The organism is Streptomyces sp. NPDC007157, from assembly GCF_040634235.1.
Classification (GTDB): Bacteria; Actinomycetota; Actinomycetes; order Streptomycetales; family Streptomycetaceae; genus Streptomyces.
Genome location: NZ_JBEYFE010000040.1, coordinates 51,337 through 73,550 on the forward strand (window position 1 = coordinate 51,337; position 22,214 = coordinate 73,550).

Consider the following 22,214-nt stretch of genomic DNA (forward strand, 5'->3'; position numbering starts at 1 on the left):
TTTCCCTCTTGGCCCCGAGGTGACTTGGCCAAGGGCTCTGCCTTGGGCGGTGAGCCTTTGAACTGCGCCGATGATCTGTGGACGTTCGCGTTCGTCCGTCGGCGTTGCCACTCAGTGGGACACTCCGCTTCTGCGGCCTGTCAGCTGCGGGTTCCGCGGCTTGGCCAGGGGTGGCCATCGGGCGATCGGTCCGCAGGGCGGCCCGCTCGGACGAAGTCGGCATACTCGTCCTGGACCATGCTCTCGTCGACCCACCTCCCCGGTACTGCGCCCGTGGCCTCTTCGGCAGTGGTCAGTGCGACAGACGGGTCCTCGGCCGTGGCAACGAGTCGGCCGAACTCCTCTTCGTCCTCGTCGGCGTCGAATGGTGGAAACTCGACCAGGTCGAAGAACTTCTCATGGCCGACATCCTCGACGGTATGGACGTAGACCTCATATGACGCCTTCGCCGGGCGGATCTCGACGTAGCTGACTCCGGGCCGACCTGGAGCACCGATCGGACCAAGGAACTGTTCCACCGGCCGCCCCCGCTTCAGAGCCCCGACAACGAAAGCCTCTGTCAGGTAGCGCACCGTACGAACCCTACCCGCGTGCGTTCGGCCTGCGCTGCGGGTGGCTCTCAGCCTGGGAAGCTGAGGTGACCGTAAGGCTCGCTGTGGGGCGAACACTGGGGCAAAGACCCAGTTCTCGACCGGAATTCGGGCTCCCGCAGCCTCGGACTGCCGGCCCGTCAGCCTGCGCATTCTGTGCAGGCACGCCGGTCGCCCCGGTCGCAGCCGAGCGGCGGTGGAGATCATCGGCGGGATCGGCTGCAAAGCGTGGCGGAACACGATTCGTGGGAAGCTCACGTCCGTCGCCCCCGAAGGCTGTTCGGATTCACCAAGTACCTTCTGGCACAGGCGTGTTGGAATGCCCATATGGCCACTCCCGCTGACGGAACCACCCACCTGAGTCCGGACGAGCCCGAGCGCCGCCTGCGTGCCGAGATCGAACGGCTGAGGGACGAGGCGACGCGCCAGAGGACACTCGCCCACCGCCGGGCCGAGTTCTGGACCAAGATGGACATCGCCCTCGGTTTCCCCGCTGCCCTGCTCGCCGGCACGGCGGGAACGGCGGGACTGGCCTCCGCGGACGCGCGCGTTCCCGCCGCCCTCGCCGCTCTGGCCTCCGCCGGGTTCGCGGCGGGAGCGGGCTTCCTGCGCAGCGACACCAGGCGCCGCGCCAACAAGCGCGCCCGGCACGCATGGGCCTCGGTCGAGGCCCGTGCCACGGTGGCACTGGCCCAGGAGCACCTGACCCCCGAGATCCTCGGCAACCTGCTGGAGTGCCGCCAGGCCGCGCTGGCGGCCTACGACGGCGAGGAGCCTCGGCCGGGAGCGTCGTGATCCGCAGCCCTTCGACCACCGCTCCCTGTCGACGAACCCGGAGTGGATGACCTGGCAGGCGTCGCTGCCGACGCGTGCTCGCGGCAGCGCGGTCAGGCTCGGGCACCGGGTCCGGAATGTGAGCTGAACCGGGACGTGAAAGGGCCGCCGAGACTTCCGGGATCATGCACTGCGCGGTCGTTACCGCGGTGTCACCCTTGCGCGTGCGGCACACGAAGCGTGGCCGTCGGGGGATCTGCAGAGGCGGGCGAGTGCGGTGGGGGACTTTCTCGGGGCGGTCACGGCGTTTCCGACCGTGGTCTTCACCTTCGCGCTCGTCGTGGTGGCGGTCTACTGGCTGCTGGTGCTCCTGGGGGGCGCCCACTTCCATGGGGCGCGCGGAGGACATCACGGGCACGGGCACGGCCACGGCCACGGCGCGGGGCGCCACGGCCACGGGGGGCTGCAGAGGGTGCTGGGCCTCGGCGGGGTGCCGATCACCGTGGCGGTGTCGCTGGTGGTCGCCTTCGCCTGGTTCGGCGCGCTCAGTGGCCGGGTGGTGTTCGGCGGCGGCCACGGGGGAGTCCTGCTGCCGGTAGCCCTGGTCGGCGGGTGGGTGGGAGCGCGGGTGCTCGCGTGGCCACTGGGACGGCTGATGCCGGCCCCCGCCCCGCCGCCGTCCCGCCGGGACTTCGTCGGTCTCGGGTGCGTGATCCGCACCGGACGGGTCGGCCCCGACTTCGGACAGGCCGAGGTCCATGCGGCCGACGGCTCCTCCGCGGTCGTACAGGTCCGGCAGAGCCTCGACGACGCGGCAGGGCCGGGCGGCGTACTCCGCGCCGGGGCGTCGGCACTCATCTACGACTACGACGACGCGGGCGAGTACTTCTGGGTCATGCCCGCCGTGCCGGCCACCGGCTGACGCGGCATCACCCCGACCGTTTCGTTCCGGGCGTTACGCACGCCCACAGTTCGCCCATCCATCCGCGGCAAGGTCGTCCAAGGGAACAGCCATGTCTGTCGTCACCATCGGAATCGGCGTGTTGGTCGCCGTCCTGCTGCTCATCGGTCTGGGCACGCTGCTGCTCTTCGGCCGGCTGTTCCGCAAGGTCGTCCAGGGCGAGGCGCTGATCGTCTCCCGGCCCAAGAGCGTCGACGTCACCTTCACCGGAGCCCTGGTGCTGCCGATGCTGCACCGGGCCGAGGTCATGGACATCTCGGTGAAGACCATCGAGATCATCCGCACCGGACGGGAGGGCATGATCTGCAGGGACAACATCCGCGCCGACATCCAGATCACGTTCTTCGTCCGGGTCAACAAGACGGTCGAGGACGTCGTCAAGGTGGCCCAGGCGATCGGCACGGAGCGGGCCAGCCACCAGGAGACCCTCCAGAACCTGTTCAGCGCGAAGTTCGCCGAGGCGCTGCGGACGGTGGGCAAGCAGCTCGACTTCGCCGACCTCTACACCAAGCGCGAGGAGTTCAGGGACCGCATCGTCGCGGCCATCGGCACCGACCTGAACGGTTACCACCTGGAGGACGCCGCGATCGACCACCTCGAACAGACCCCGCTGGAGCAGCTCGACGCCTCCAACATCCTGGACGCCCAGGGCATCCGGAAGATCACCGAACTGACGGCGCTGGAGCACATCCGCACCAACGACTTCCAGCGCAACGAGGAGATGGAGATCACCCGCCAGAACGTGGACGCGCGCGAGGCGGTGCTGGAGCTGGAACGGCGGCGCGCGGAGGCGGAGATCAGGCAGCGCAAGGGGATCGAGACCCTGCGCGCGCAGGAGGAGGCGGCCACCGCACAGGTCCAGGAGGAGGAGCGGCTCAAGGCGCACAGCGCGCTGCTGCGGACCGAGGAACTGCTCGGCGTCCAGCGGGAGAACCAGGTGCGGGAGATCGCGGTCGCCGAGAAGAACCGGGAGCGGGTCCTCGCGGTGGAGAGCGAGCGCATCGAGAAGGACCGGCTGATGGAGGTCGTCAACCGGGAGCGCGAGGTGGAGCTCGCCAGGGCGGAGAAGGAACGGCAGGTCGAGGTGGAGCGCCGGGGCGTGGCCGACGTGGTGCGCGAGCGGATCGCGGTGGACCGCACGGTCGCCGAGCAGGAAGAGGAGATCAAGAGGGTCCGGGTGGTCCAGGAGGCCGAGCGCACCCGGCAGACCGTGATCATCGCCGCCGAGGCGGAGGCGCAGGAGCAGCTGGTCAAGGACATCAAGGCGGCCGAGGCCGCCGAACAGGCCGCGCACCTGCGGGCCAAGGAGCAGCTGGTGCTGGCCGAGGCCGGGCAGAAGCGCGCGGAGCTGGAGGCCGCCGCCAACGTGCGCCGGGCGGAGGGCGAGCGCGCCCTGGCCGGGGCGGCGGGCCTGGCCCAGGCCGAGGTGGCGGAGCGGCAGGCCATGGCCGAGGCGGCCGGCGTGCGGGCCCGGCTGGAGGGCGAGGCCGCGGGTCTGAAGGAGAAGGCGGAGGCCGTCGAGAAGGTCGGGTTCGCCGAGGCCGCGGTCGCGGAGAGCAAGGCGAACGCGGAGGCGGCGGGCATCCGGGAGCGGCTGCTGGGCGAGGCCGCCGGTCTCAAGGAGAAGGCGGCGGCGATGGCCGCGCTGGACGAGGTGTCCCGGGCCCACGAGGAGTTCCGGCTGCGCCTGGCCGCGGACAAGGAGGTCCGGATGGCCGCGCTGGAGGTTCAGAGCAAGGTGGCCGAGGCCCAGGCGGCGGTGCTGGCCGCCGGACTGGAGAGTGCGGACATCGACATCGTCGGCGGCGACAGCGTGTTCCTGGAGCGGCTGGTCGGCGCGGTGTCCTTCGGCAAGGCCATCGACGGCGCGGTGCGGGGCTCGGAGACGGTGCAGGCCCTCGGGGCGGACTGGCTGAACGGCGAGAAGAGCTTCAGCGGCGACGCGACGGAGGTGCTGCGCTCGCTGGCGGCCGGCGGCCCGTGGAATCTGGCCCTGCTGATGAAGCTGCTCGGAGGACAGGCGGCCGACGGCACGATGCCGGCCGACCCCGTGCAGCTCGCCAACGGTTCAGCCAAATAGCGCGACGACGAAGGCGCCCCGCAAGGGGCGCCGGGCCGTGTTGATGTGCGGCTACCGCCGCGCGGGCGTGACCGGCCACAACGGCGTCGCAGACGATCGACAGCGCAGTACGGCACGTTCAGCGCTCAGGCCAGAGGGAACGGGAAGCAGTCATGGGCGTCGAGGACGGCACCTACCAGATCCTGCGGGCAAGGCTCGCCGACCGCGCCGCGGAACTCGGCCGACGGGCCGCCTCGCTGAACTCCCGGCGGCAGGAGGCGTTCGGCTCCCGCACGCTGGAGCTGGCGGCCTCGGCGCGGCCGCGCACCGCCGGCGAGGGCACCGCGTGCGGTGTGGTCGCCGTACGGCCCGACGTCCTCCTGCTGGGGACCTCGGCGCCCGACCTCGACGCCGGCCTGCTGTCGCTGCACACCCTGGACGGCTCGCCCCTGGAACACGAGAAGGTCCCCGGTCTGCTCGACGACGAGCGGTTCCACCGCGACCTGGCCGAGCTGCTGCGCTACTACCGGGACGCGCGCCTCACCGACCTGAGGCGTACGGCGGCGGGGCGGCTGCTCGCCGTGTTCCGCACCGGCGAGAACGAGGGCGATCTGCGGGTCCTGAGCTGGCAGTCGGGGGCGGACCGGGTCGAGTACCTGGGCAACCACGGTGAACGCGACCTGCCGCAGCCGGCCGCCTCCGAGCTGCCGTGGACGACGACCGGACGCGAGTACCACGCGGACGGAAGGATCCTGATCGAAGGCGGCGAGGGCGCGGTCTCGGTCGCCACCACCGGCGGCAGCCTCACGGTCCGGGCGCGCCCCGGCGACCGGCTGCTGTTCCGGGAAGCGGTCGACGAGCCGCTGCAGAGTCTGGCCGACGCCACGGTCGCCTACGCGGCGACCGGACCCCTGCTGCTCCTGCGGATCCGCCCCTACAACGAGCCGGCGGACCGCTACCTGGTCGTCAACACCCGTACCGGCTCGGTACGTCGACAGGACTCGCTGGGCCGCGGTGCCAGGCTGCTGCCCGCCGAACAGGGCCTGATCTTCCCCGGCGGCTACGAACTGGCGGACGGGAGCCATCGGGCCTTCCGTATCGGCGGCGGCGGGGCGGGCGGCGCGGGCGGCGCGTCCGGTACGGGCGGTGCGGGTGCCGGTTCCGCGGCCGACGGGTCCGTCGCGGACGAGCTGCGCTTCGACGCGGTGCTCGCCTCGCCCAACGGCGAGGACCTGCTCTACGTCCTGAGCCGGCCGGGCCGTGCCCAGGTCCTGCTGCTGCCGTGGAACACCGTCCGCCGGGAGGCCGCGAGCGCCCTGCACGGCGCGGCGTACGCCCTGCTGCCGGACGGCACCCTCGTCCTGGTCAGAGCGGACCACGAGCCCGTGCGCACGCACGAACTCCAGCTGTGGCAGACTCCTTTCCAGTCCGCCGATCACGCCGCCGCCCAGCCGGTCGGGGACGGCCCGCTGGCGCGGATCGGCAACGCCGACCTGGTCGCCGGCATCGCCGACTGCCTCGACGTGGTCCGCGGCGCGACCGCCGCCGTACAGGAGAACCGGACGGCGGCCTCCCCGGAGCTGATCCTCGACGCCTGTGCCAAGGCGACGGACCGCCACTACTGGCTGGCCGACACCGGCCTGCTCGCACCACTCACCGAACTGGCTTCCGCCGCAGAGCAGTTGGTCGCTGAGCAAGCCAGGCTCCGGCAACTCGCCGCGCGCGCCGCACAGGCGCTGGACCAGGCGGCTGCGGAGGCCGCCGCGCTGGTCCGCCGTTCCCACGGCGAACCGCCCACCGACGCGGACGGCTGGACCGTACTCCTCTCAGAACTGCGCCGGGCCCAGGGCCGTACCCGCACACTGCGCGAACTGCCGCAGCTCGACCCGGCCGCACTGGACCGGGTCGAGGCGGACCTGGCCGCCGAGCTCGCGGCGGCGACCGAACGCGCCTTCGCCTTCTTCGCCGGTCCCGACGCCTTCGCCGCCCCCCTCGCCGCCGCGCGGCTCGCCGCCGAGGAAGCCACCTCGATCGCCACCGCCGCCGAGGCCGCGCGCCTCGCCGACCGCCTCTCCGAGCAGGCGGACGCCCTGGCCACCGTCACCGACCTGGTCACCGGCGCGGCCGATGCCGACCCGAGCGCGGGAACGGCCGTGCTGCTGGCCATCGGCGAGGTCCTGGCAGCGGTCAACCGGGCCCGAGCGGTGCTGACCACCCACCGCCGCGCCCTGCTCGACGCCGAGCACCGCGCCGCGCATGCCGCGGAGTCGGCGCTGCTCGCCCAGGCGACGACCGCCGCCCTGTCCGCCGCCGACCGCCCGGCCGCCTGCGACGACCAACTCGCCCGCCTGCTGCTGCGGGTGGACGCGTTGGAGGCCCGCTTCGCCGAGGCCGAGGACCTCGCCGCCGACCTGGCCCTGCGCCGGGAGGAGATCCGGCAGGCGTTCGCCGCCCGCCGCCAGACCCTGCTGGACGAGGCCGCCGCCCGCGCCGACCGGGCCGCCGCCTCCGCCCGCCGGGCCCTTCAGGCACTGAGCCGCAGGCTCGCCGGACTCGGCTCGGCGGCCGACATCCACGCCGCACAGGCCGCCGACCCGATGGCGCTGCGCATCCGTGCCGCCGCCGGGGAACTGCGCGACCTCGACGACCGGGTACGCGCCCAGGAGCTGGAGGACGGCCTGCTCGGCGCCGTCCGCACCGCCCTGCGCGAACTGCGCGACCGGGCCGACCTGTCCGAGGACGGCGGCGCCACCGTCCGACTGGGCCGCCACCGCTTCGCCGTCCGCCGCGAACCGGTGGAACTCACCCTCCAGCCGGACGGCGACGGGCTGGCCTTCGTCGTCACCGGCACCGGCTACCGCCGGTCCGCCGACCTCCCCGAGCTGCTGGCCGGCCGCGAGTTCTGGACGCAGCCCCTGGTCAGCGAGTCCCCGACGCTCTACCGCGCCGAGTACCTGGCCGCCTCGCTGCTGGCCGCGGCCACCGGTGAACCGGGTGAACCGCTGCTCGACCAGGTCCGCCGCGCGGCCGAGCGGGGCTACGACGAGGGGTACGAGCGCGGCGTCCACGACCACGACGCCACGGCCATCCTCGGCGCGCTGCTGCGGCTGCGGGCCGGTGCCGGTCTGTTGCGGCACCCCGCCGAGGTGCGCGCCACCGCCCAGCTGTTCTGGGCCCACGGCGCGACCGACGCCCAGCGGGCCGCCTGGCAGCGCCGCGCCCGCTCCCTGGCGCTGGCTCGCACCCACTTCGGCCCCGACGCCGCCGCGCCGGCGACTGCCTCCACCGAGCTGGCGGCCGAACTCACCGACGCGGTAGCCGAGTTCACCGCCGCAGTCGGACTGCCGCCGGCTCCACGGGCGGGCGACTACCTCCAGGAGGAACTCGCCGACCCGCACGAGGGATTCGCCACCGGCGTCGCCGCGCGCACCCTTCTGGACGGCTTCCGCCACACCGCCGCCGCCCCCGCCCTCACCTCGGACCTCGGCGCGCTCGGCGCCGACCTGCCCGCGCGGCACCAGCTCGCCGGCGCCTGGCTGGGCTCGTACGCGGCCATGCATGCGGATGGCGAGGGCGTGCCGGAGGCCGTGGCGCACCTGTGCGCGCCCGACCTGGCGCGTTACGAGGTCACCGCGCCCGTCGGCGAGACCGTCGACGGCCTTCTCGGCACCCACCCCCGGGTCCGCGACGGCCGGCTGACCGTACGCATCGACGAACTGCCCCACCACGCACGGGTGTTCCGCGAGCAGCGAGCCCCGGCCTTCCGGGCCTTCCAGCGACAGCGCGCGGACGTCCTGGTCGCCGAGCGGGCCCGGCTGCGCCTGGACGACCACCGCCCGCGCCCGCTCGCGGGCTTCGTCCGCAACCAGCTCATCGACCAGGTGTATCTCCCACTCGTCGGCGACAACCTGGCCAAGCAGCTCGGCACCCTCGACACCACCGGCCCCGCCGACCGCAGCGGCCTGCTGCTGCTCCTGTCCCCGCCCGGCTACGGCAAGACCACCCTGCTGGAATACGTCGCCGACCGCCTCGGCCTGCTCATGGTCCGCGTCGACGGCCCCGCGCTCGGCGCCGGCACCACCTCACTCGACCCGGACCGCGCCCCCGACGCGGCCGCCCGCCGCGAGGTCGAGAAGATCGTGTTCGCCCTGGAGGCGGGCAGCAACGTCCTGCTGCACGTGGACGACATCCAGCACGTCCGCGCCGAACTGCTCCAGAAGTTCATCCCGCTGTGCGACGCGCAGCGCCGCGTCGAGGCCGTCAGCGACGGCGTAGCCCGCAGCTTCGACTTGCGCGGGCGCCGTTTCGCCGTCTGCCTCGCGGGAAACCCCTACACCGCGAGCGGGCGGCGCTTCCAGATCCCCGACATGCTCGCCAACCGCGCCGACGTCTGGAACCTCGGCGAGGTCCTCACCGGCCACCAGGACCTGTTCGCCCTCTCCTTCCTGGAGAACGCCCTCGCCGCCAACCCGGTGCTGGCGCCCCTCGCCGGAACCGGTCCGGCCGACCTCGCCCTGCTGGCCGCCCTCGCCGACGGCGACCCGGGCGCACAGGCCGACCAGCTCGCCCACCCGGTGCACGACCTGGACCGGGTGCTGGCGGCTCTCACCCGGCTGCGCCGTGTCCAGCGGACCGTCCTGGCCGTCAACAGCGCCTACATCGCCTCCGCCGCCCAAGAGGACACCGACCGCGTCGAACCGCCGTTCCTGCTCCAGGGCTCCTACCGCACCATGGCCCAGCTCGCCGCCAGGATCGACCCCGTCCAGAGCGACACCGAGGTCGAGGCCCTGCTCGACGACCACTACCTCGCCGAGGCACGGAGCCTCGGCAGCGCCGCCGAGGCCAATCTGCTCAAACTGGCCCGACTCCGCGGCCGGTCCACCCCCGAACAAACGACCCGCTGGCACGCACTGTGCGCCGCCTACGGGTCCGCCGACTGATCCGGCCACCCCAGCAGCCGGGCACCGAACACCGCCGTCTCCAGGGTGTACCGCTGTAGCGCGTCGTCCGGATCCAAGCCCGTGAGCCGGACGATGTGCGCGATGCGGTACGCCAAGGCGCGCACACTCAGCCCGAGCCGCCGCGCCGCCTCCGCCGCGACGTAGCGCGACTCCGCGTAGGCGGTCAGGGTCTCCAGCAGCAGCTGAGCCCCGCCACGCGCCTTCCGCAACGGGCCCAACACCCCGTGCACCAGATCCTCCAGGGCCTCCCGGTCCCGCAACAGCACCGGCAGGACCAGCAGATCGGCCGCGTTCAGCAACTTGCCGTCAAGCCCCAGCTGGGCCGCCTGCTCCAACGCGTTCCGCGCCTCCTCGTAGGAGCGCACGACACCGCCGGGCCCGCTGTGCGGACGGCCCACCACGACCCGCCGCCCCTGCGTCAGCTCCGAGAACGCCCTGACCGCCGCGGCCTCGCCAGGGCCGGAGGGCACGATGCACACCAGCCGCCCGTGCTTGACCGCCAGCAGCACCTCCTGCTCGCCGAACCGGCCGAGCAACTGCCGCTCCAGCGCCCGCACCTGGGGATCCTCCAGGTCGTAGCCGTCGCCCTCGGCCACCGCGACGACATGCGCGCACGCCAGATTGAGCCCGAAACGCTCGGCGTGTTCGGCGAGCCGTCCCAGGTCGCTGCGGCTGCTCAGCAGGTCCGCCACGAACTCCCGCCGCCCGGCCTCCTCCCGGCGCAGCCGTTCCCGGTGAGCCCGGCCGTGCCCCGCGGCGAGCGCGGCCACCGCCGCCCGCAGCGCCGCCATCGACGCCGCGTCCACCGGCTGCCCCTCCCAGACCCTGCCGGCCGCGGCCAGCCGCTCGTCGACCAGCTCGGCGAGCCCCCGCCCCTCCTCGGCGGCCCGGTCGCCGTACTCGCGCAGCGAGTCCAACTCCGTGCGACGCAGCCGCCGTCCGCTCCTGGCCACGTCCTCCAGCAACCGCCCCCACGAACCGTCCTCGGACGAAACGGACACACCCGAGACCGCTCTGTCCGTAGCCAACTCCCGCTTCCTCCCCCGTACTGCGACAGCGACGTGCCAGCGTACGCCGCACCGCGGACACACGACACCTGAGGTCACGTCTTCGCGCGCGTAAGCCGAGCGGCCGCAATGGCGAAGGGCGCCCCGGAGGTTCCCGGCGCGCCCTTCGCGGTGGTCGTCAGAAGAGGCTGGTCAGCGGACGTCCACGTAGTCGTGGTAGCTCTCGGCGTCCACGTAGGAGCCGGACGCGAGGTAGACCCCGACCCAGGTGCCGTCCTGCTTCGCGGTGAAGCGGGCCGTGAAGCGGCCGTGCGAGTCGGCCTTGACGGAGCCCAACTGCGTCCAGGACTTCTTGCCCTTGGCCTGGAAGAGGATGTAGACGCGCTGCTTGCCGAACGCCACCCACTTCGTGCCGCTGAGCCGCTGCAAGGTGCCGGTGGTGGTCACGGTGTGGCCCTTGCGCACCGGCTCGGGGCCGGCGTTGAAGCCGGCGATCCTGGTGGCGGTGCGGTTGAAGTGCACGGAGTTGGAGTAGCCGGACTGGTAGTCCGACGACCCCGCCGAGTACAGCCGCCAGTAGCCCTTCGGCACCGACACGTACGCGTCGAGGTTGAAGGTGCCGTCGGACTTCGCGGTGAACCAGCCGAGCGACTTCCAACCGGACTTGCCGTCGGCCGACTGCTGGAGGTAGAGCTTCCGGTTCGGCGGCACCTTGCCGTTGCTGGCGGTCATGCTGCCCTGGACGTGCAGGTCGGAGTACTCGTCGAGCCAGCTCGAACAGAAGCAGAGGTTCGTCCGGTTGATGATGTCGACCTTGAACTGCGCGTCCGAGGCGGCCAGATACGGGTTGGCCAGGTAGCTGTCCTGACTGGTCTCGACCGTGAACGTGCCGTCGTCGGACAGCAGGTACGGGTAGGTGAGCTTGAAGCGCCCGTCGGCACCGCTGGTCGCCTTGGCGTAGTAGTTCATCTCGAGCGCGACGCCCTTGGCCGGGCGCCAGGTGCCGTCGTACAGGTACTCCACGACACCGGACGAGGACGCCTTGGCACCGTACTTGATCTTGACGCTGGTGTGGTCCAGCCGAATCCGGCTCGGGCTGACCACGACCGGCAGGGTCTTGTCGTCGACCAGTACATAGGTGTTCGTGCCGTCGGGGTTGGCGATCCAGAAGGAGAGCGAGACCGGCACGGACGGGGTGTTCTCGCCGTTCAGCTGCGGAGCCACGTCGATCGCGTAGCTGCCGTCGGCGGCGGTGACGGCGCTGTAGGCGTACTCGGCCACCACACTCAGCGCCTGGCCGGCCAGCGGCGAGGTGTCGCCGGTGATCGGGTCGAAGAGCGAGATGCGGCCGCTGAGCGTGATGTGCGTGTGCTCCATGTCCAGCACGGCGGGGCTGATGCTGCGGTCGGCGAAGACCGGCTTCGGCTCGACGTCCACGGTGGTGGTGTCCGCCGCCGAGGTGCTGTCGCCGTCGCTGTCCAGGGCGTTGACCGTCACGTCGTAGCCGCCGTACGAGGGCAGTTGCGACATGCGGGGCGAGCGCCAGACGCCGTCCTGGGGCGTGCCGGAGACGAGCGTGAAGCCGGTGACCGCGACGGTCGCCGGGTCCGCGCCGTGCAGCTCGGTCAGCTGGGCGGACACCTCGGTGATCGCAGAGTCGGAGGAGACGGCGACCGTCAGGAAACCGGCGTCGGAAGGGTCGGAGCCGACGTCGCCGAACACCGGGGCGCCGGTGCCGTCGGCAGGCGCGCTGCTGCTCGGGTCGGGCGTCGGGTCGCCGGAGGGCGGGTCGGACGGGGTCGTATCGGCGTGGGTCGGGGTGTCCGACGATTCGCCGGTGGGCGGGTCGGACGGGGTCGGGGTGTCCGAAGGAGTGTCGGACGGGGCGCTGGTAGGCGTGTCCGCCGGCGTCGCATCGGCCGTCTGGTCCGGGGTCGCGGTGACCGCGGTGGCCGCGGTGGTCGCCGGGTCCTGACCGGGCTTGCCGCCGTCGGCCGCGTACGCCAGCGTGGGCGCCGCGAGGAGTGCGGCGCCCAGCGCGGCGGATACGGCCGCCGACACCAAAGAGCGTGTTCTCACTGCTGGATTCCCCCCACGGGAATGGCGCGGCATCGCTGCCCCGGCTATGCGGAGGCCGGCCGCGCTCTTTGTACGGTTGCTGTGAACATCACGCAACGCGTCGAACTCTAGTGCCCGCCCCCGACACGGGAGCAAGGGGGTTTGCGGAACCCGCCGAGGGCATCATCTGCCCCTGCACGCAAGGGTGTTGAGAACCCCGTCCGGAGCGGTCCGCCGGTGTCAGGGCCAACCGATGACGTCCGCTCAGCGCAGTGGGGCGGTGCGTCCGGTACGTAGTCGGGACCTGCGCCATCGACGGCACGACGCGGCAGGGGATACGAACGGCACCGCGCCACCGGACCTGCCCCACCCGCGGTCCGTCGCCAACGGCCTCGAACGCGACAGCGCCGCCGCCGTCGACGCCGGACGCACCGAGGGGGCGTCGACACCCAAACCGAGATGATCACGAGACAGACGCACAGCCGAGCCGGGTTCCCCCGCTCTCGGACCACGGCATCCCCTCCCTCGACAAGGAGGGAAGCGCGGTGTGCCGACATACCGGAGACCGGCACAGGCCGCGCCGCCCTCACGGCCCTGCCGGGCTTCGCCCTCCCCGGCGACACCTCGGCCTCCCGTCGGCGCTCGCCGTGAAGTGCCACCGCAGTGGCGGCCCGGCACCTCACGGGGAAGCGCAGGCCGGCCGCCTCCCCGGATGCCCAGGACGGGCGGGGGAGAGGATGCGACGCTGGAGTGAGGGGCCCGCGAGTGGAGGTCCGAGTGCGTCTCATCCGGTCCGGGCCCTCTCCTTCGGCCTGGCGACCATGTCCCGGTGCGGCTCAACGGATGCGACGCGGAATCGTGCGGTCAGTCCGTGAGCCCGCCGGCCGGGGCACCACTCACCGAGCGTCGCCAGGCGGCCTTACCGCGTGGACCCGGCCCGCCGGGACCAGGACCGCGCGACCACCCCGGAAGGCAGGTACGTCCCATGCGCACGTCGACCCGTATCGCCGGTGCCCTCACCGGCCTGACCCTCACCCTCGGTGGTGCGGTCCTCGCCGCTCCCGCGGCCCGGGCGGACATCCCCGCCTGCACAAAGATGGCCGAACTGGCCGGTGCCACCGCTTCCGACTCCGTCACAGCGGCCTGCAGCCGTGGCGTGGTCGGTGACCTGCAGAGTTGTGTGACCGGGCTGACCGGGGCCGGAGTGGCGGGCGGCGCCGCGACCGGTGCCTGCCGGGCGGCGGCCCACGAACCGCGTTAGAGGACCGCGCGAGGCAGCCGCCTGCCGGCACCGCGCGCGGCTGCCGCCCGCCGGCACCGGTCGGAGGCAGGTACGGTCCGTCTCCTCCTCGACCCCCGGCCTGCCCGGACACAACGCGGCCCCGATGGGCAGTCTCGACGCCAAGGCCCGGGACATCGAGGTCGCCCCGCTCCTACCGACGCGCGCACGCGACGTACCGACGCGGCCGGTCGAGTCGAGGTCGGTGACGTCATGCCTCTCCGGGCCGGGCAGTCACCGCCCGGGCGCGGCGCCCAGCCTTGCCTCGTCTCGCCTCGCGGGCCTCATGCGGAGCGCCCATGCTGAGTAAGAGGGCGCCGTCGTCTTGAGACTTGTCCTTCCCGAAGGCCGAACGAAGGCGCCTGAGAGGAGGAGGAAGTCATGCGCATCCGCAGAATCCTGGGCCTCGCCCTGGCCGCGGCAACCCTTGCCGGCGTGAGCGCCGTCGGCGCTGTCAGCGCCGGGGCCGCCTCGTCTCCGAACATCTCCAGAGACGACTGCACGGCCGCCGGCGGACAGATCGGTTCACGCCCCTACGCCGGCTACATCTGCACGCTGCCTGACGGGACCACGCAGGCGATCACTTGACCCGGACGGCGCACGGCTGGGCAACCAGTCCGGCCGGTGTGCACCCGGCGCGGTAGCCATGGAGTGACGACACCCGGTCCACCGTCGGGTGGGTCCGCCGCACCCGTCTTCTGGCGCGGGCGATGATCGCGCCGCTGTCCGCATTGCGGTGGCCCTTTGCCGATGCCCTGACTCATCCCCACCGTGGAAGAGACCCAGCAGGTCATCCCGCTCCAACCCGTCCGAGTCAAGGCCGACCCCGCCGGCATCGCCGACCGGCACGCGGCCCACGGCCCTCTCCGGGGACCTACGAGACGGCGCCATAACAGCAATACCAAGGAGCCGACCGGCACGGTGCACCCGCCGGTCGGCTCCGCCGTGCTCCTCGACGACCCCAGGGACGACTCCGTCGTTCGGCCCATCAAGGGCACCGGCCGCAGCGCCGAAAAGGACCAAGCGGAGTCGCCCCACCCTCGCGTTCCGGTACGCCTCCGTGCCCCAGGCCGCCCCGATGACGGCGGTCCCGTACCCCGGCCGACAGGCCCGGAGGAAATCCCGCATGCGCGTCTTCCCGCCCCTGACCGCCGTCACCACCGCCGCGCTCCTGCTCGTCACGGTCACCGGCGCGACTCCCGCCGCAGCGGACCGGAACCCCGACGGCACACCACTGGTCCAGGTGTCCCACGGCGACCCGTACGCGAAGTGCACCATCGGAGCGAGGTCCCCCGACAGCATCGTCTACCCGGCCACCGAGGTCGAGCCGTACCTGTCCGTCGATCCGCGCGACCCCAAGCGCGTGGTCACTGTGTTCCAGCAGGACCGCTGGAACGACGGCGGCGCCCGTGGCCTGGCGGCCGGCTGGACCACGGACGGCCACACCTTCCACCGGAGCACGCTGCCGTTCAGTCTGTGCGCCCCCGGCGGCGCGGACTACGAACGGGCCTCCGACCCCTGGGTGAGCACCGGACCGGACGGCACGGTCTACGCCGGCGGGGAGGGCGTCGACTTCACGAAGAGCACGCGCAGCGCCCTTCTGGCAGTCACGTCCCGCGACGGCGGCCGCACTTGGCAGAACCTCACCACCACGCACGTCGACGAGCAGCCGTTTTTCAACGACAAGCCCTCACTCACCGCCGACCCGATCCGCAAGGGCACCGCCTACCAGGTCTGGAACCGCCTCGACAACGACCCACCCGGCCCCAGCTCCCTCGACGGTCCCGGCTACATCTCCCTCACCCGCGACGGCGGCCGCACCTGGAGCAAGGGCCGGCCGTTCGTCGACACCAGCACCGTGCCCAACACCCAGACCATCGGCCATCTGATCGTCGCCGACCGGTGCACCGGCACCCTGTACGACTTCTTCGACCGGATCACCTACTCCGACGACCTGAGCACCGTCGTCGAAGCCCGCTACGAGGTGGTCACCTCGACCGACGCCGGAGAGACCTGGGGCGCCCCGGTCACCGTGGCCCGGGACACGTCCGTACCGGAGGTCGACCCGAACGACCCCACCAAACTGCTGCGCGCCGCGGCCACCTTGCCGAGCCCGGCCGTCGACCCCAGGACAGGCACGCTGTACATGGCCTACGAGGGCTCGGACTTCTCCGGTGGAAAATTCGACTCCGTCCAGCTTGTGCGGTCCACCGACGGCGGACGCACCTGGGGGACCCCGGAGCTGATCAGCCCCGAGGGCGTTCCGGCCTTCTCACCGTCGATCGCGGTCGCCGAGCGGGGCACGGTCGCGCTCACTTACTACGACCTGCGCTTCCTCGAGCCCGGCAACACCACCACCCTGCCCACCGCCTACCAACTGGCCACGCTGCAGCACGGAAACCCGAAGCTCCGGACCGAACGACGGATCTCGCGGGTCTTCGACTGGCTGCAGGCGCCGTTCGCCGGGGGCTACTTCCTAGGCGACTACCAAGGCCTGGTGGCAGACGGCAAGGGAGTACGGGCGGTGCTCACCGAGACCCACTCCGGCGCACCACAGAACCGTACGGACGTGTACACCAGCAGTCTCCGCACCGGCTGACCGACGCGGACGCCCTCGACCGGCCCCTCGGCGATTACGAGCCGCGCCGCGATCTCCGCCGGAGAAGGTGCGGCCTACGGCCGCGCAAACCTCGGCGGCTCGCTGCGCTCACGCGCGACGGCGTTCGGGAGCTCCCGCCCGCCGCGTGCTTCCGGGCCGACTCGGACCTGGCGTGCCCGACGGGTCGGCACAGTCCCTGCGACTCTCTCGGCTGCGCTCGCGGGGGAGCGCCCCGCGGCGCGTGGCCGCGGGGCGCCTTGTGGGGTTCAGTCGATCTGCTCCCCGTTGTGCGTACCGCCCTTGCAGAGGTTGTCCGTCAGATCGGGCATTCCGCCGCCCTGCTTGCACTGAGAAGGGGTGACGTAGGACGGGGCACCCTGTGCGGTGGCGGCGCCTGTGAGGCCGAGTCCCGCGAGGGCTGCCGTGGCGATGACGGCGGCGAGGATTCGTCGAATACGCATGTGGTTCCCTTTCACGGATTGCCTCGGTTGGGGCACTAGTCAGCTTGATCTTCACCCATGTGGGTGGCACATCACGTTGCTCCATTCGGGTGACAGTGCTGTCGGTTGCGGGGTCGGTGACGCGACCCGTCGGACAGGCCCTGGAACGAAGAGACCACCCCGGCCGGATGGGCGGTCTCTTCGTTGTTCCGGAGGGGGCGGCGTCCGCGACCGGCCCCATGCTAAGAGCTGTGTTGACCTGCGGAGACGCGCCCTTGGTAGCGGAGGGTGGCCGGATGCTGGGCCCCTTGGAAGGCCCGCAGGGCAGCAGCCCAGGAGCGGGCGTCCCCGGGGCAGGTACAGGCGCCCTCCCCGGTCCGGCAGAGGGCGCTGATCCGGCGATGCCGCGTCAGTCCTCGACCCGGTTGACAGCCGCTCGGCGGTGTTGCGGTCACCGCCACATGACCCCCTCGAGCCGATCCTGCCGCCGCTCGGGTTGAGCTAGAACTGACCTCGAGTTGGGCGCCGGAACTCCCGGAGGCTCACCGCGTTGGCGGTCCAAAGAAAGACGTCCGCTTCCTGCGCAGATGCCGGTGCAAGGCACTGCACGGCGCTCCGACACGAGCCCCGCCCTCTCACCTCACCTGAGGGTGCGAAGCTCACGCGTTCCTGCTCGCGCCCGTCGGTAGGCTGTCCGTGCGCCTTCGCGCGGTGACGCGAGTCCCGACACCGCGGCGGTGAGAGGCGGCGTAGGGCTTGTCGCGGGTCGCGCGGTTCGGGTGTGTCCTGCCGCGCGACCCAACCCTTCGGGATCCTCCAAGCCGTGCAGGACCGTTCCTACCCACGCCTGAGGGACCGTCAACCCGGAGATCAGTGGCTCCTCGACGTGGCCAGCTGACCAGTGGTGCTGATGGTGGACCTGGGCATGCCGCTCAGCATGGCCCGCCCGCGGTCTGCGGCGTATAGCGCCCTATCGCACGTTGACGTAATCGCCGGCTGCCCGGACCGCCGCGGTCGTCGTCGAGCCGGTGAAGTAGTAACGCCAGTAGCCGTCCGCAGAGGCCGTGACCGTCGTTTTCAGATTGCCGTACACGTTGGTGTAGACAGTTTTGACCGTGCTGTAGGTGTTGGTCCCCGCCTTGCGGAACTGCAGTTTGACCGGCTGCTTCGCGTACCCGTGGTACTGCAGATCGTCGTGCCACGAGGCACGCGAGAGCTTGCCGCCCACGGTGATGGTCCTGCCCTTGCTCACCGGCTCGGGTGATGCGTTCACGGTCAGCCTGGATGCCCGCAGGACGCGGATGGCCGGATTGGGCGTCAGGGTGGTGTACGAGCCGTTGCTGGCGTAGGCCTGCGCGTAGACGTGCCAGGTACCGGCCGTGGAGTTGGTAACCAGCGTCGGATTGCCGTTGATGCTGATCCTGCACTTCCAGGTCTGGTAGTTCACCTCCGAGCAGGTGGCCTGGCCGGTGGTCGGCATGAGAACGGCATCGAACTCGTCGTCGTTCATATCGGTGCCGCCGTGGTACAGCGTCACGGGACCGTTCGTGATGCGGGACGAGTCGCTCGCGGTGACCGTTGCCGTGATCAGCTTGGTGGTCGTGCCGATCACTACGTCCTGGCCGTTGTTGACCGCCACGTTGAGGATGGTCGGCGGCGTTTCGTCCGCGTGTGCGGCCGGAACGGCCACCGCGGTGAGTGCGAGCGCGCCGACCGCGGCGCCGAAGGCGGATATGCGCATGGACTTCCTCAGGGAACGAGAGGGAGGCGACGCCCAGGTGGCCTATGCCCCAGGGCCGGTGAACCCTACACCGTCGAGCCGTCATGCACGGGGCCTGGGGCGCTCCCGTGGCTGCAAGAACCAGTGCCGCTTTTGGCCGCTGCGAGTTGTCGGCGGAGGGCGTTGATGTCGGGCAGCGCGTCGGCGGGGCGATGACGAGGCGGCCCGGTATCTCCATCGCGCGCGGGCTTCCCGTGCAGCGGCCGATCTTTCCGCCGGATTGCAGCGCGGATATCCGGGGGTCCGTAGCGAAGAGGGGCTACGCGGCGGGGCCAATTCGGAGGGCTGCGGGGGCTTGTGAGGTGCTGTTCGAGCTTTGGACAATCCGTCGGTCCGCGTTGGTATGGCTGACGTGCTGCAAGGGGGAGCGGAGTTGGTCGTACAAGGCGTGACCAGTGGTGTGCGGCGGAAGCACCTGGCGGTCGTACTGCTGGCCGGTGCGCAGGTCCTGGTCGTCTTCGACGCCACGGGATTCGCCGTCGTGCTTCAGGATCGGGCGATAGTCGCCGAGTGGATCGCAGCGCACCACGTGAGGATCCCGACCGCCCGCAGAGCGCACAACGAGATGACGGATCACCTGGGCAAGATCCTGATCGCCATGGAAGGGAAGCGGGATCGAACTGCCGTCGGTACGCCAACCCGAGACGGAGATCAGCCAGCACCCGGAAAGCTTCCTGCTGCCGGACGCCCCTGTCGGCACCTCTGGAGACGCGGCCGCTGACGGGCCTGATGCCTGAACCGCGAATCTCTGAGACCTCTGATTCGCGAACGTGCAGTAGAGACCCACGAGGCGCGACGTACGTCGGGACACGGATGGTGGACCCGTCTGGGAGAAGCCGACCAAGATCTCCTCCCGGATTTCCCCCGAACGATCACCGGGACGCAGCAAGGGCCTGATCCTCAGTGAGGATCAGGCCCTTGACCTGGTGTTTCTCTGTCGGGGTGGCGGGATTTGAACCCACGACCTCTTCGTCCCGAACGAAGCGCGCTGCCAAGCTGCGCTACACCCCGATGTCGCTGCTGTCCTGCTTGTCGCGGCGACGTCGTTTACTTTAGCCCACCGGTGGCCGGAGACGAAATCCGGTTTACGGGCGGCGGCCGACCGGGTTCGGGCGGGTGTGGTCCAGGGCCACCAGGAGGACCGCCAGGGCGTAGATGGCGAGGCCCAGGAGGAGGGCGTTGGCGAGCGCGCCGCGGTAGCCGTGTTCCTCGGCGTCCAGGAAGGGGTAGAGGTAGCGGCCCGGCGTGCCGGGCAGCAACAGCTCCGCTCGGGTCAGGAAGAACGCCAGGTAGGCCAGGGGGTAGAGCATCCAGCCCGCCGTCTGGCGGAGGTGGAGCCGGCCGGGCGGCGTGAGGATCAGCCAGTCCACGAGGGCTGCCACGGGTGCCGCCGTGTACAGGAGTTGCAGGGCCAGCCACTGGCCGTGCCAGGCCACCGGCGGATGTGCCGCGCCCGTCATGGAGAAGGGGGGCGTGGTGTGGCCCAGGAGCAGGTGGTAGACCAACCCCGAGATCACGATGTAGAGCAGCGCCGCGCCGGTCAGGGACGAGGGCAGCGGGCGGGACGCCTGCCAGGCGCGGCGGGCCGAGGCCAGGCTGGCCAGGGCCAGGAGTATCGCCGCCTGGATGCCGAAGTAGCTCATGATCTGGCCCGGGCTGCCCAGCAGCAGCTCCAGGGCCACGCCCATCGACGCCAGTGCGGCGGTCAGGAGGCGGAACACCGCGGTCGCGGGGCGGCGGGTGGGGGCCACCACCGCCGTCGCCGGAACGTAGCCGGGCAGCAGCACGGGCGTGCCCGGGACCGCGGGGAGGTCCGGGATGTCCCGGGGTATGGGAGCCGTCATGCCCCCAAAGTATGAATAAAGGGGCATCTGCGGCATTTTGTTCTACGCCGAGTGGGTTAAGGGAGAGACCTACTCCCGGCCCACCAGCGTCAGCAGCGTCGCCTCCGGTGGGCACGCGAAGCGGACCGGGGTGTAGCGGTTCGTGCCGCAGCCCGCCGAGACGTGGAGGTACGACGTACGACCCTCCGCCGTGTGCCGCGAGAGGCCCTTCACGCGGTCCGCGTCCAGGTCGCAGTTGGTGACGAGGGCGCCGTAGAAGGGGACGCAGAGCTGGCCGCCGTGCGTGTGGCCGGCCAGGACCAGGGGGTAGCCGTCGGCCGTGAAGGCGTCCAGGACGCGCAGGTACGGGGCGTGGACCACGCCCATCGAGAAGTCCGCCGTACTGGACGGCCCGCCCGCCACCTGCACGTACCGGTCCCGCTTGATGTGCGGGTCGTCCAGTCCCGTCAGCTCCACCGAGATGCCCTCGACCTTCAGGACACCGCGGGTGTTCGTCAGGTTCAGCCAGCCCGCTCCGTCGAACGCGTCCCGCAGGTCCTCCCACGGGAGGTGGATCGCGCCGACCACCGGCGGATTGCCGTTGAGGCCGTGCCTGCCGCTCGTCTTCTCCAGCAGGTAGCGGGCGGGGTTGCGGGGTTTGGGGCCGTAGTAGTCGTTGGAGCCGAAGACGTACGCGCCGGGGAAGTCCATCAGGGGCCCGAGCGCGTCCAGGACCTCGGGGATGCCCTCCGGGTCGGACAGGTTGTCGCCCGTGTTGATCACGAAGTCCGGGCGCAGGCCCGCCAGCGACTGCAGCCAGCGCTGCTTCTTGCGCTGCCCGCTCACCATGTGGATGTCGGAGACCTGGAGCACGCGCAGCGGGCGCATCCCCGGCGGGAGGACCGGGACCGTCACCCGGCGCAAGCGGAACGAACGGACCTCGAAGCCGGCCGCGTACAACACACCGGCGGCACCGAACGCCGCGATTCCCAGGGGTACTCCGTATCGAGCGCGCATACGACCATCGTGTCAGACGCGCGGCGGGACTCATGACCGGCCGCCGCCGCCGGGGGCGGCCTCAGGACCGGCCGCAGGCAACAGGGGCGGGTAAAACGGTGGGCGGTCCGCGTGGGGCACCTGCGACAATCGCAACCATGACCACCACGCTCAAGTCGAAGCTGCACGACGACCTCAACTCCGCGATCAAGGCACGCGACGAGCTCCGCTCCTCGACGCTCCGGCTGACGCTCGCCGCGATCACCAAGGAGGAGGTCGCGGGCAAGGAGAAGCGCGAGCTCTCCGACGACGAGGTGCTCAAGGTGATCGCCAAGGAGGCGAAGAAGCGCCGGGAGGCGGCCGAGGCCTTCGCCCAGGGCGGCCGCGCCGAGAGCGCCGAGCGGGAGAAGGCGGAGGGCGAGCTTCTCGACGAGTACCTGCCCAAGCAGCTCAGCGACGAGGAGCTGGCGGGGATCGTCGCCGCGGCCGTCGAGGAGGCGAAGGCAGCGGGCGCCGAGGGGCCGCGGGCCATGGGCGCCGTGATGAAGATCGTGAACCCGAAGGTGGCCGGACTGGCCGAGGGCGGCCGCGTCGCCGCCGCGGTGAAGAAGCGGCTCCAGGGCTGACACCGGGGGCGCACCGGCTGTACAGGGGGCGGCACCGGCTGTACCCGGGCCGCACCGGCTGACACCGGAGGCCCACCGGCTGTACCGGAGATCCGGATGCACCGGAGGTCCGGCTGCACCGGGGAGGTACCCGGGAGGCACCGGACGCTTCGGGCGGTACGACGGCGGGGGGCGCCCGCGGGGGGGGGTGGGCGGCCCCCCCCGGACCCCCGGAGAGACGGGACGGAGGGGGGCCGGGCAGACCCCGACGCACACCGTAGG

The 22,214-nt window shown here is 71.7% G+C and carries 16 protein-coding genes, 1 tRNA gene and 1 pseudogene; 10 read left to right on the plus strand and 8 right to left on the minus strand.

Annotation, left to right across the window (positions count from 1 at the left end):
• Window positions 1-140: 140 nt before the first annotated feature.
• Entirely contained in the window at window positions 141-572 is a 432-nt protein-coding gene (locus ABZ642_RS42800; protein ID WP_360495945.1) for a hypothetical protein, read from the minus strand.
• A 345-nt stretch (window positions 573-917) separates the two neighbouring features.
• Between ABZ642_RS42800 and ABZ642_RS42805 the strand changes: the two genes are divergently transcribed.
• From ABZ642_RS42805 to ABZ642_RS42820, 4 genes are all read left to right on the plus strand, one after another.
• Complete coding sequence (locus ABZ642_RS42805; RefSeq protein WP_360495948.1) at window positions 918-1,385, plus strand: hypothetical protein; 468 nt, start codon at window positions 918-920, stop codon at window positions 1,383-1,385.
• A gap of 256 nt (window positions 1,386-1,641) precedes the next feature.
• Window positions 1,642-2,286: a hypothetical protein gene (locus tag ABZ642_RS42810; protein ID WP_360495951.1), complete on the plus strand. Its 645-nt coding sequence runs from the start codon at window positions 1,642-1,644 to the stop codon at window positions 2,284-2,286.
• 91 nt (window positions 2,287-2,377) lie between these two features.
• Window positions 2,378-4,405, plus strand: coding sequence for an SPFH domain-containing protein (locus tag ABZ642_RS42815; protein ID WP_360495954.1), 2,028 nt, complete (start codon window positions 2,378-2,380; stop codon window positions 4,403-4,405).
• A 152-nt stretch (window positions 4,406-4,557) separates the two neighbouring features.
• Window positions 4,558-9,324 (plus strand): DNA repair ATPase, encoded by a 4,767-nt coding sequence (locus ABZ642_RS42820; protein WP_360495957.1) that lies wholly within the window; start codon window positions 4,558-4,560, stop codon window positions 9,322-9,324.
• Here ABZ642_RS42820 and ABZ642_RS42825 read toward each other — a convergent pair.
• Window positions 9,306-10,373 carry a helix-turn-helix domain-containing protein gene (locus tag ABZ642_RS42825; protein ID WP_360495960.1) on the minus strand — a complete coding sequence of 356 codons (1,068 nt, stop codon included), beginning with the start codon at window positions 10,371-10,373 and terminating at the stop codon, window positions 9,306-9,308. The genes ABZ642_RS42820 and ABZ642_RS42825 overlap by 19 nt on opposite strands.
• A 171-nt stretch (window positions 10,374-10,544) precedes the next feature.
• The gene (locus tag ABZ642_RS42830; RefSeq protein WP_360495963.1) at window positions 10,545-12,431 is read right to left on the minus strand and encodes a hypothetical protein; all 1,887 of its coding nucleotides are present in this window, start codon (window positions 12,429-12,431) and stop codon (window positions 10,545-10,547) included.
• A 534-nt stretch (window positions 12,432-12,965) separates the two neighbouring features.
• Between ABZ642_RS42830 and ABZ642_RS42835 the strand changes: the two are divergent.
• From ABZ642_RS42835 to ABZ642_RS42850, 4 genes and pseudogenes are all read left to right on the plus strand, one after another.
• Window positions 12,966-13,049: pseudogene (locus ABZ642_RS42835) on the plus strand (mandelate racemase/muconate lactonizing enzyme family protein); the annotation flags it as partial.
• Between the two features lie 346 nt (window positions 13,050-13,395).
• Window positions 13,396-13,671: a hypothetical protein gene (locus tag ABZ642_RS42840; RefSeq protein ID WP_360495966.1), complete on the plus strand. Its 276-nt coding sequence runs from the start codon at window positions 13,396-13,398 to the stop codon at window positions 13,669-13,671.
• Window positions 13,672-14,070: 399 nt separating this feature from the next.
• Window positions 14,071-14,277: a hypothetical protein gene (locus tag ABZ642_RS42845; protein WP_360495969.1), complete on the plus strand. Its 207-nt coding sequence runs from the start codon at window positions 14,071-14,073 to the stop codon at window positions 14,275-14,277.
• A 538-nt stretch (window positions 14,278-14,815) separates the two neighbouring features.
• A complete protein-coding gene (locus ABZ642_RS42850) occupies window positions 14,816-16,288 on the plus strand; it encodes a sialidase family protein (protein WP_360495972.1) in 1,473 nt (490 codons plus the stop codon).
• Window positions 16,289-16,554: 266 nt separating this feature from the next.
• Here ABZ642_RS42850 and ABZ642_RS42855 read toward each other — a convergent pair whose 3' ends face one another.
• Entirely contained in the window at window positions 16,555-16,749 is a 195-nt protein-coding gene (locus tag ABZ642_RS42855) for a hypothetical protein (protein WP_360495975.1), read from the minus strand.
• Window positions 16,750-17,698: 949 nt separating this feature from the next.
• Entirely contained in the window at window positions 17,699-18,469 is a 771-nt protein-coding gene (locus tag ABZ642_RS42860; protein ID WP_360495978.1) for a DUF5707 domain-containing protein, read from the minus strand.
• 382 nt (window positions 18,470-18,851) lie between these two features.
• On the opposite strand from ABZ642_RS42860, the gene ABZ642_RS42865 reads away from it, so the two are divergent.
• Window positions 18,852-19,229, plus strand: coding sequence for a hypothetical protein (locus tag ABZ642_RS42865; RefSeq protein ID WP_360495981.1), 378 nt, complete (start codon window positions 18,852-18,854; stop codon window positions 19,227-19,229).
• 216 nt (window positions 19,230-19,445) lie between these two features.
• Here the strand turns inward: ABZ642_RS42865 and ABZ642_RS42870 are convergent.
• The 3 genes from ABZ642_RS42870 to ABZ642_RS42880 all read right to left on the minus strand — a co-directional run bounded on the left by ABZ642_RS42870 (window position 19,446) and on the right by ABZ642_RS42880 (window position 21,348).
• Window positions 19,446-19,519: transfer RNA gene (locus ABZ642_RS42870), tRNA-Pro, on the minus strand.
• A 74-nt stretch (window positions 19,520-19,593) separates the two neighbouring features.
• A complete protein-coding gene (locus tag ABZ642_RS42875) occupies window positions 19,594-20,352 on the minus strand; it encodes a Pr6Pr family membrane protein (RefSeq protein WP_360495984.1) in 759 nt (252 codons plus the stop codon).
• 69 nt (window positions 20,353-20,421) lie between these two features.
• Window positions 20,422-21,348 (minus strand): metallophosphoesterase, encoded by a 927-nt coding sequence (locus ABZ642_RS42880; RefSeq protein WP_360495987.1) that lies wholly within the window; start codon window positions 21,346-21,348, stop codon window positions 20,422-20,424.
• Window positions 21,349-21,485: 137 nt separating this feature from the next.
• Between ABZ642_RS42880 and ABZ642_RS42885 the strand changes: the two genes are divergently transcribed.
• The gene (locus ABZ642_RS42885; RefSeq protein WP_360495990.1) at window positions 21,486-21,953 is read left to right on the plus strand and encodes a GatB/YqeY domain-containing protein; all 468 of its coding nucleotides are present in this window, start codon (window positions 21,486-21,488) and stop codon (window positions 21,951-21,953) included.
• Window positions 21,954-22,214: the final 261 nt, after the last annotated feature.

Coding starts and splice junctions, on each gene's coding strand:
- ABZ642_RS42805 (WP_360495948.1), top strand. CDS start 918: ATGGCCACTCCCGCTGACGGAACCACCCACCTGAGTCCGGACGAGCCC.
- ABZ642_RS42815 (WP_360495954.1), top strand. CDS start 2,378: ATGTCTGTCGTCACCATCGGAATCGGCGTGTTGGTCGCCGTCCTGCTG.
- ABZ642_RS42820 (WP_360495957.1), top strand. CDS start 4,558: ATGGGCGTCGAGGACGGCACCTACCAGATCCTGCGGGCAAGGCTCGCC.
- ABZ642_RS42840 (WP_360495966.1), top strand. CDS start 13,396: ATGCGCACGTCGACCCGTATCGCCGGTGCCCTCACCGGCCTGACCCTC.
- ABZ642_RS42845 (WP_360495969.1), top strand. CDS start 14,071: ATGCGCATCCGCAGAATCCTGGGCCTCGCCCTGGCCGCGGCAACCCTT.
- ABZ642_RS42850 (WP_360495972.1), top strand. CDS start 14,816: ATGCGCGTCTTCCCGCCCCTGACCGCCGTCACCACCGCCGCGCTCCTG.
- ABZ642_RS42855 (WP_360495975.1), bottom strand. CDS start 16,749: ATGCGTATTCGACGAATCCTCGCCGCCGTCATCGCCACGGCAGCCCTC.
- ABZ642_RS42860 (WP_360495978.1), bottom strand. CDS start 18,469: ATGCGCATATCCGCCTTCGGCGCCGCGGTCGGCGCGCTCGCACTCACC.
- ABZ642_RS42865 (WP_360495981.1), top strand. CDS start 18,852: ATGGCTGACGTGCTGCAAGGGGGAGCGGAGTTGGTCGTACAAGGCGTG.
- ABZ642_RS42875 (WP_360495984.1), bottom strand. CDS start 20,352: ATGACGGCTCCCATACCCCGGGACATCCCGGACCTCCCCGCGGTCCCG.
- ABZ642_RS42880 (WP_360495987.1), bottom strand. CDS start 21,348: ATGCGCGCTCGATACGGAGTACCCCTGGGAATCGCGGCGTTCGGTGCC.
- ABZ642_RS42885 (WP_360495990.1), top strand. CDS start 21,486: ATGACCACCACGCTCAAGTCGAAGCTGCACGACGACCTCAACTCCGCG.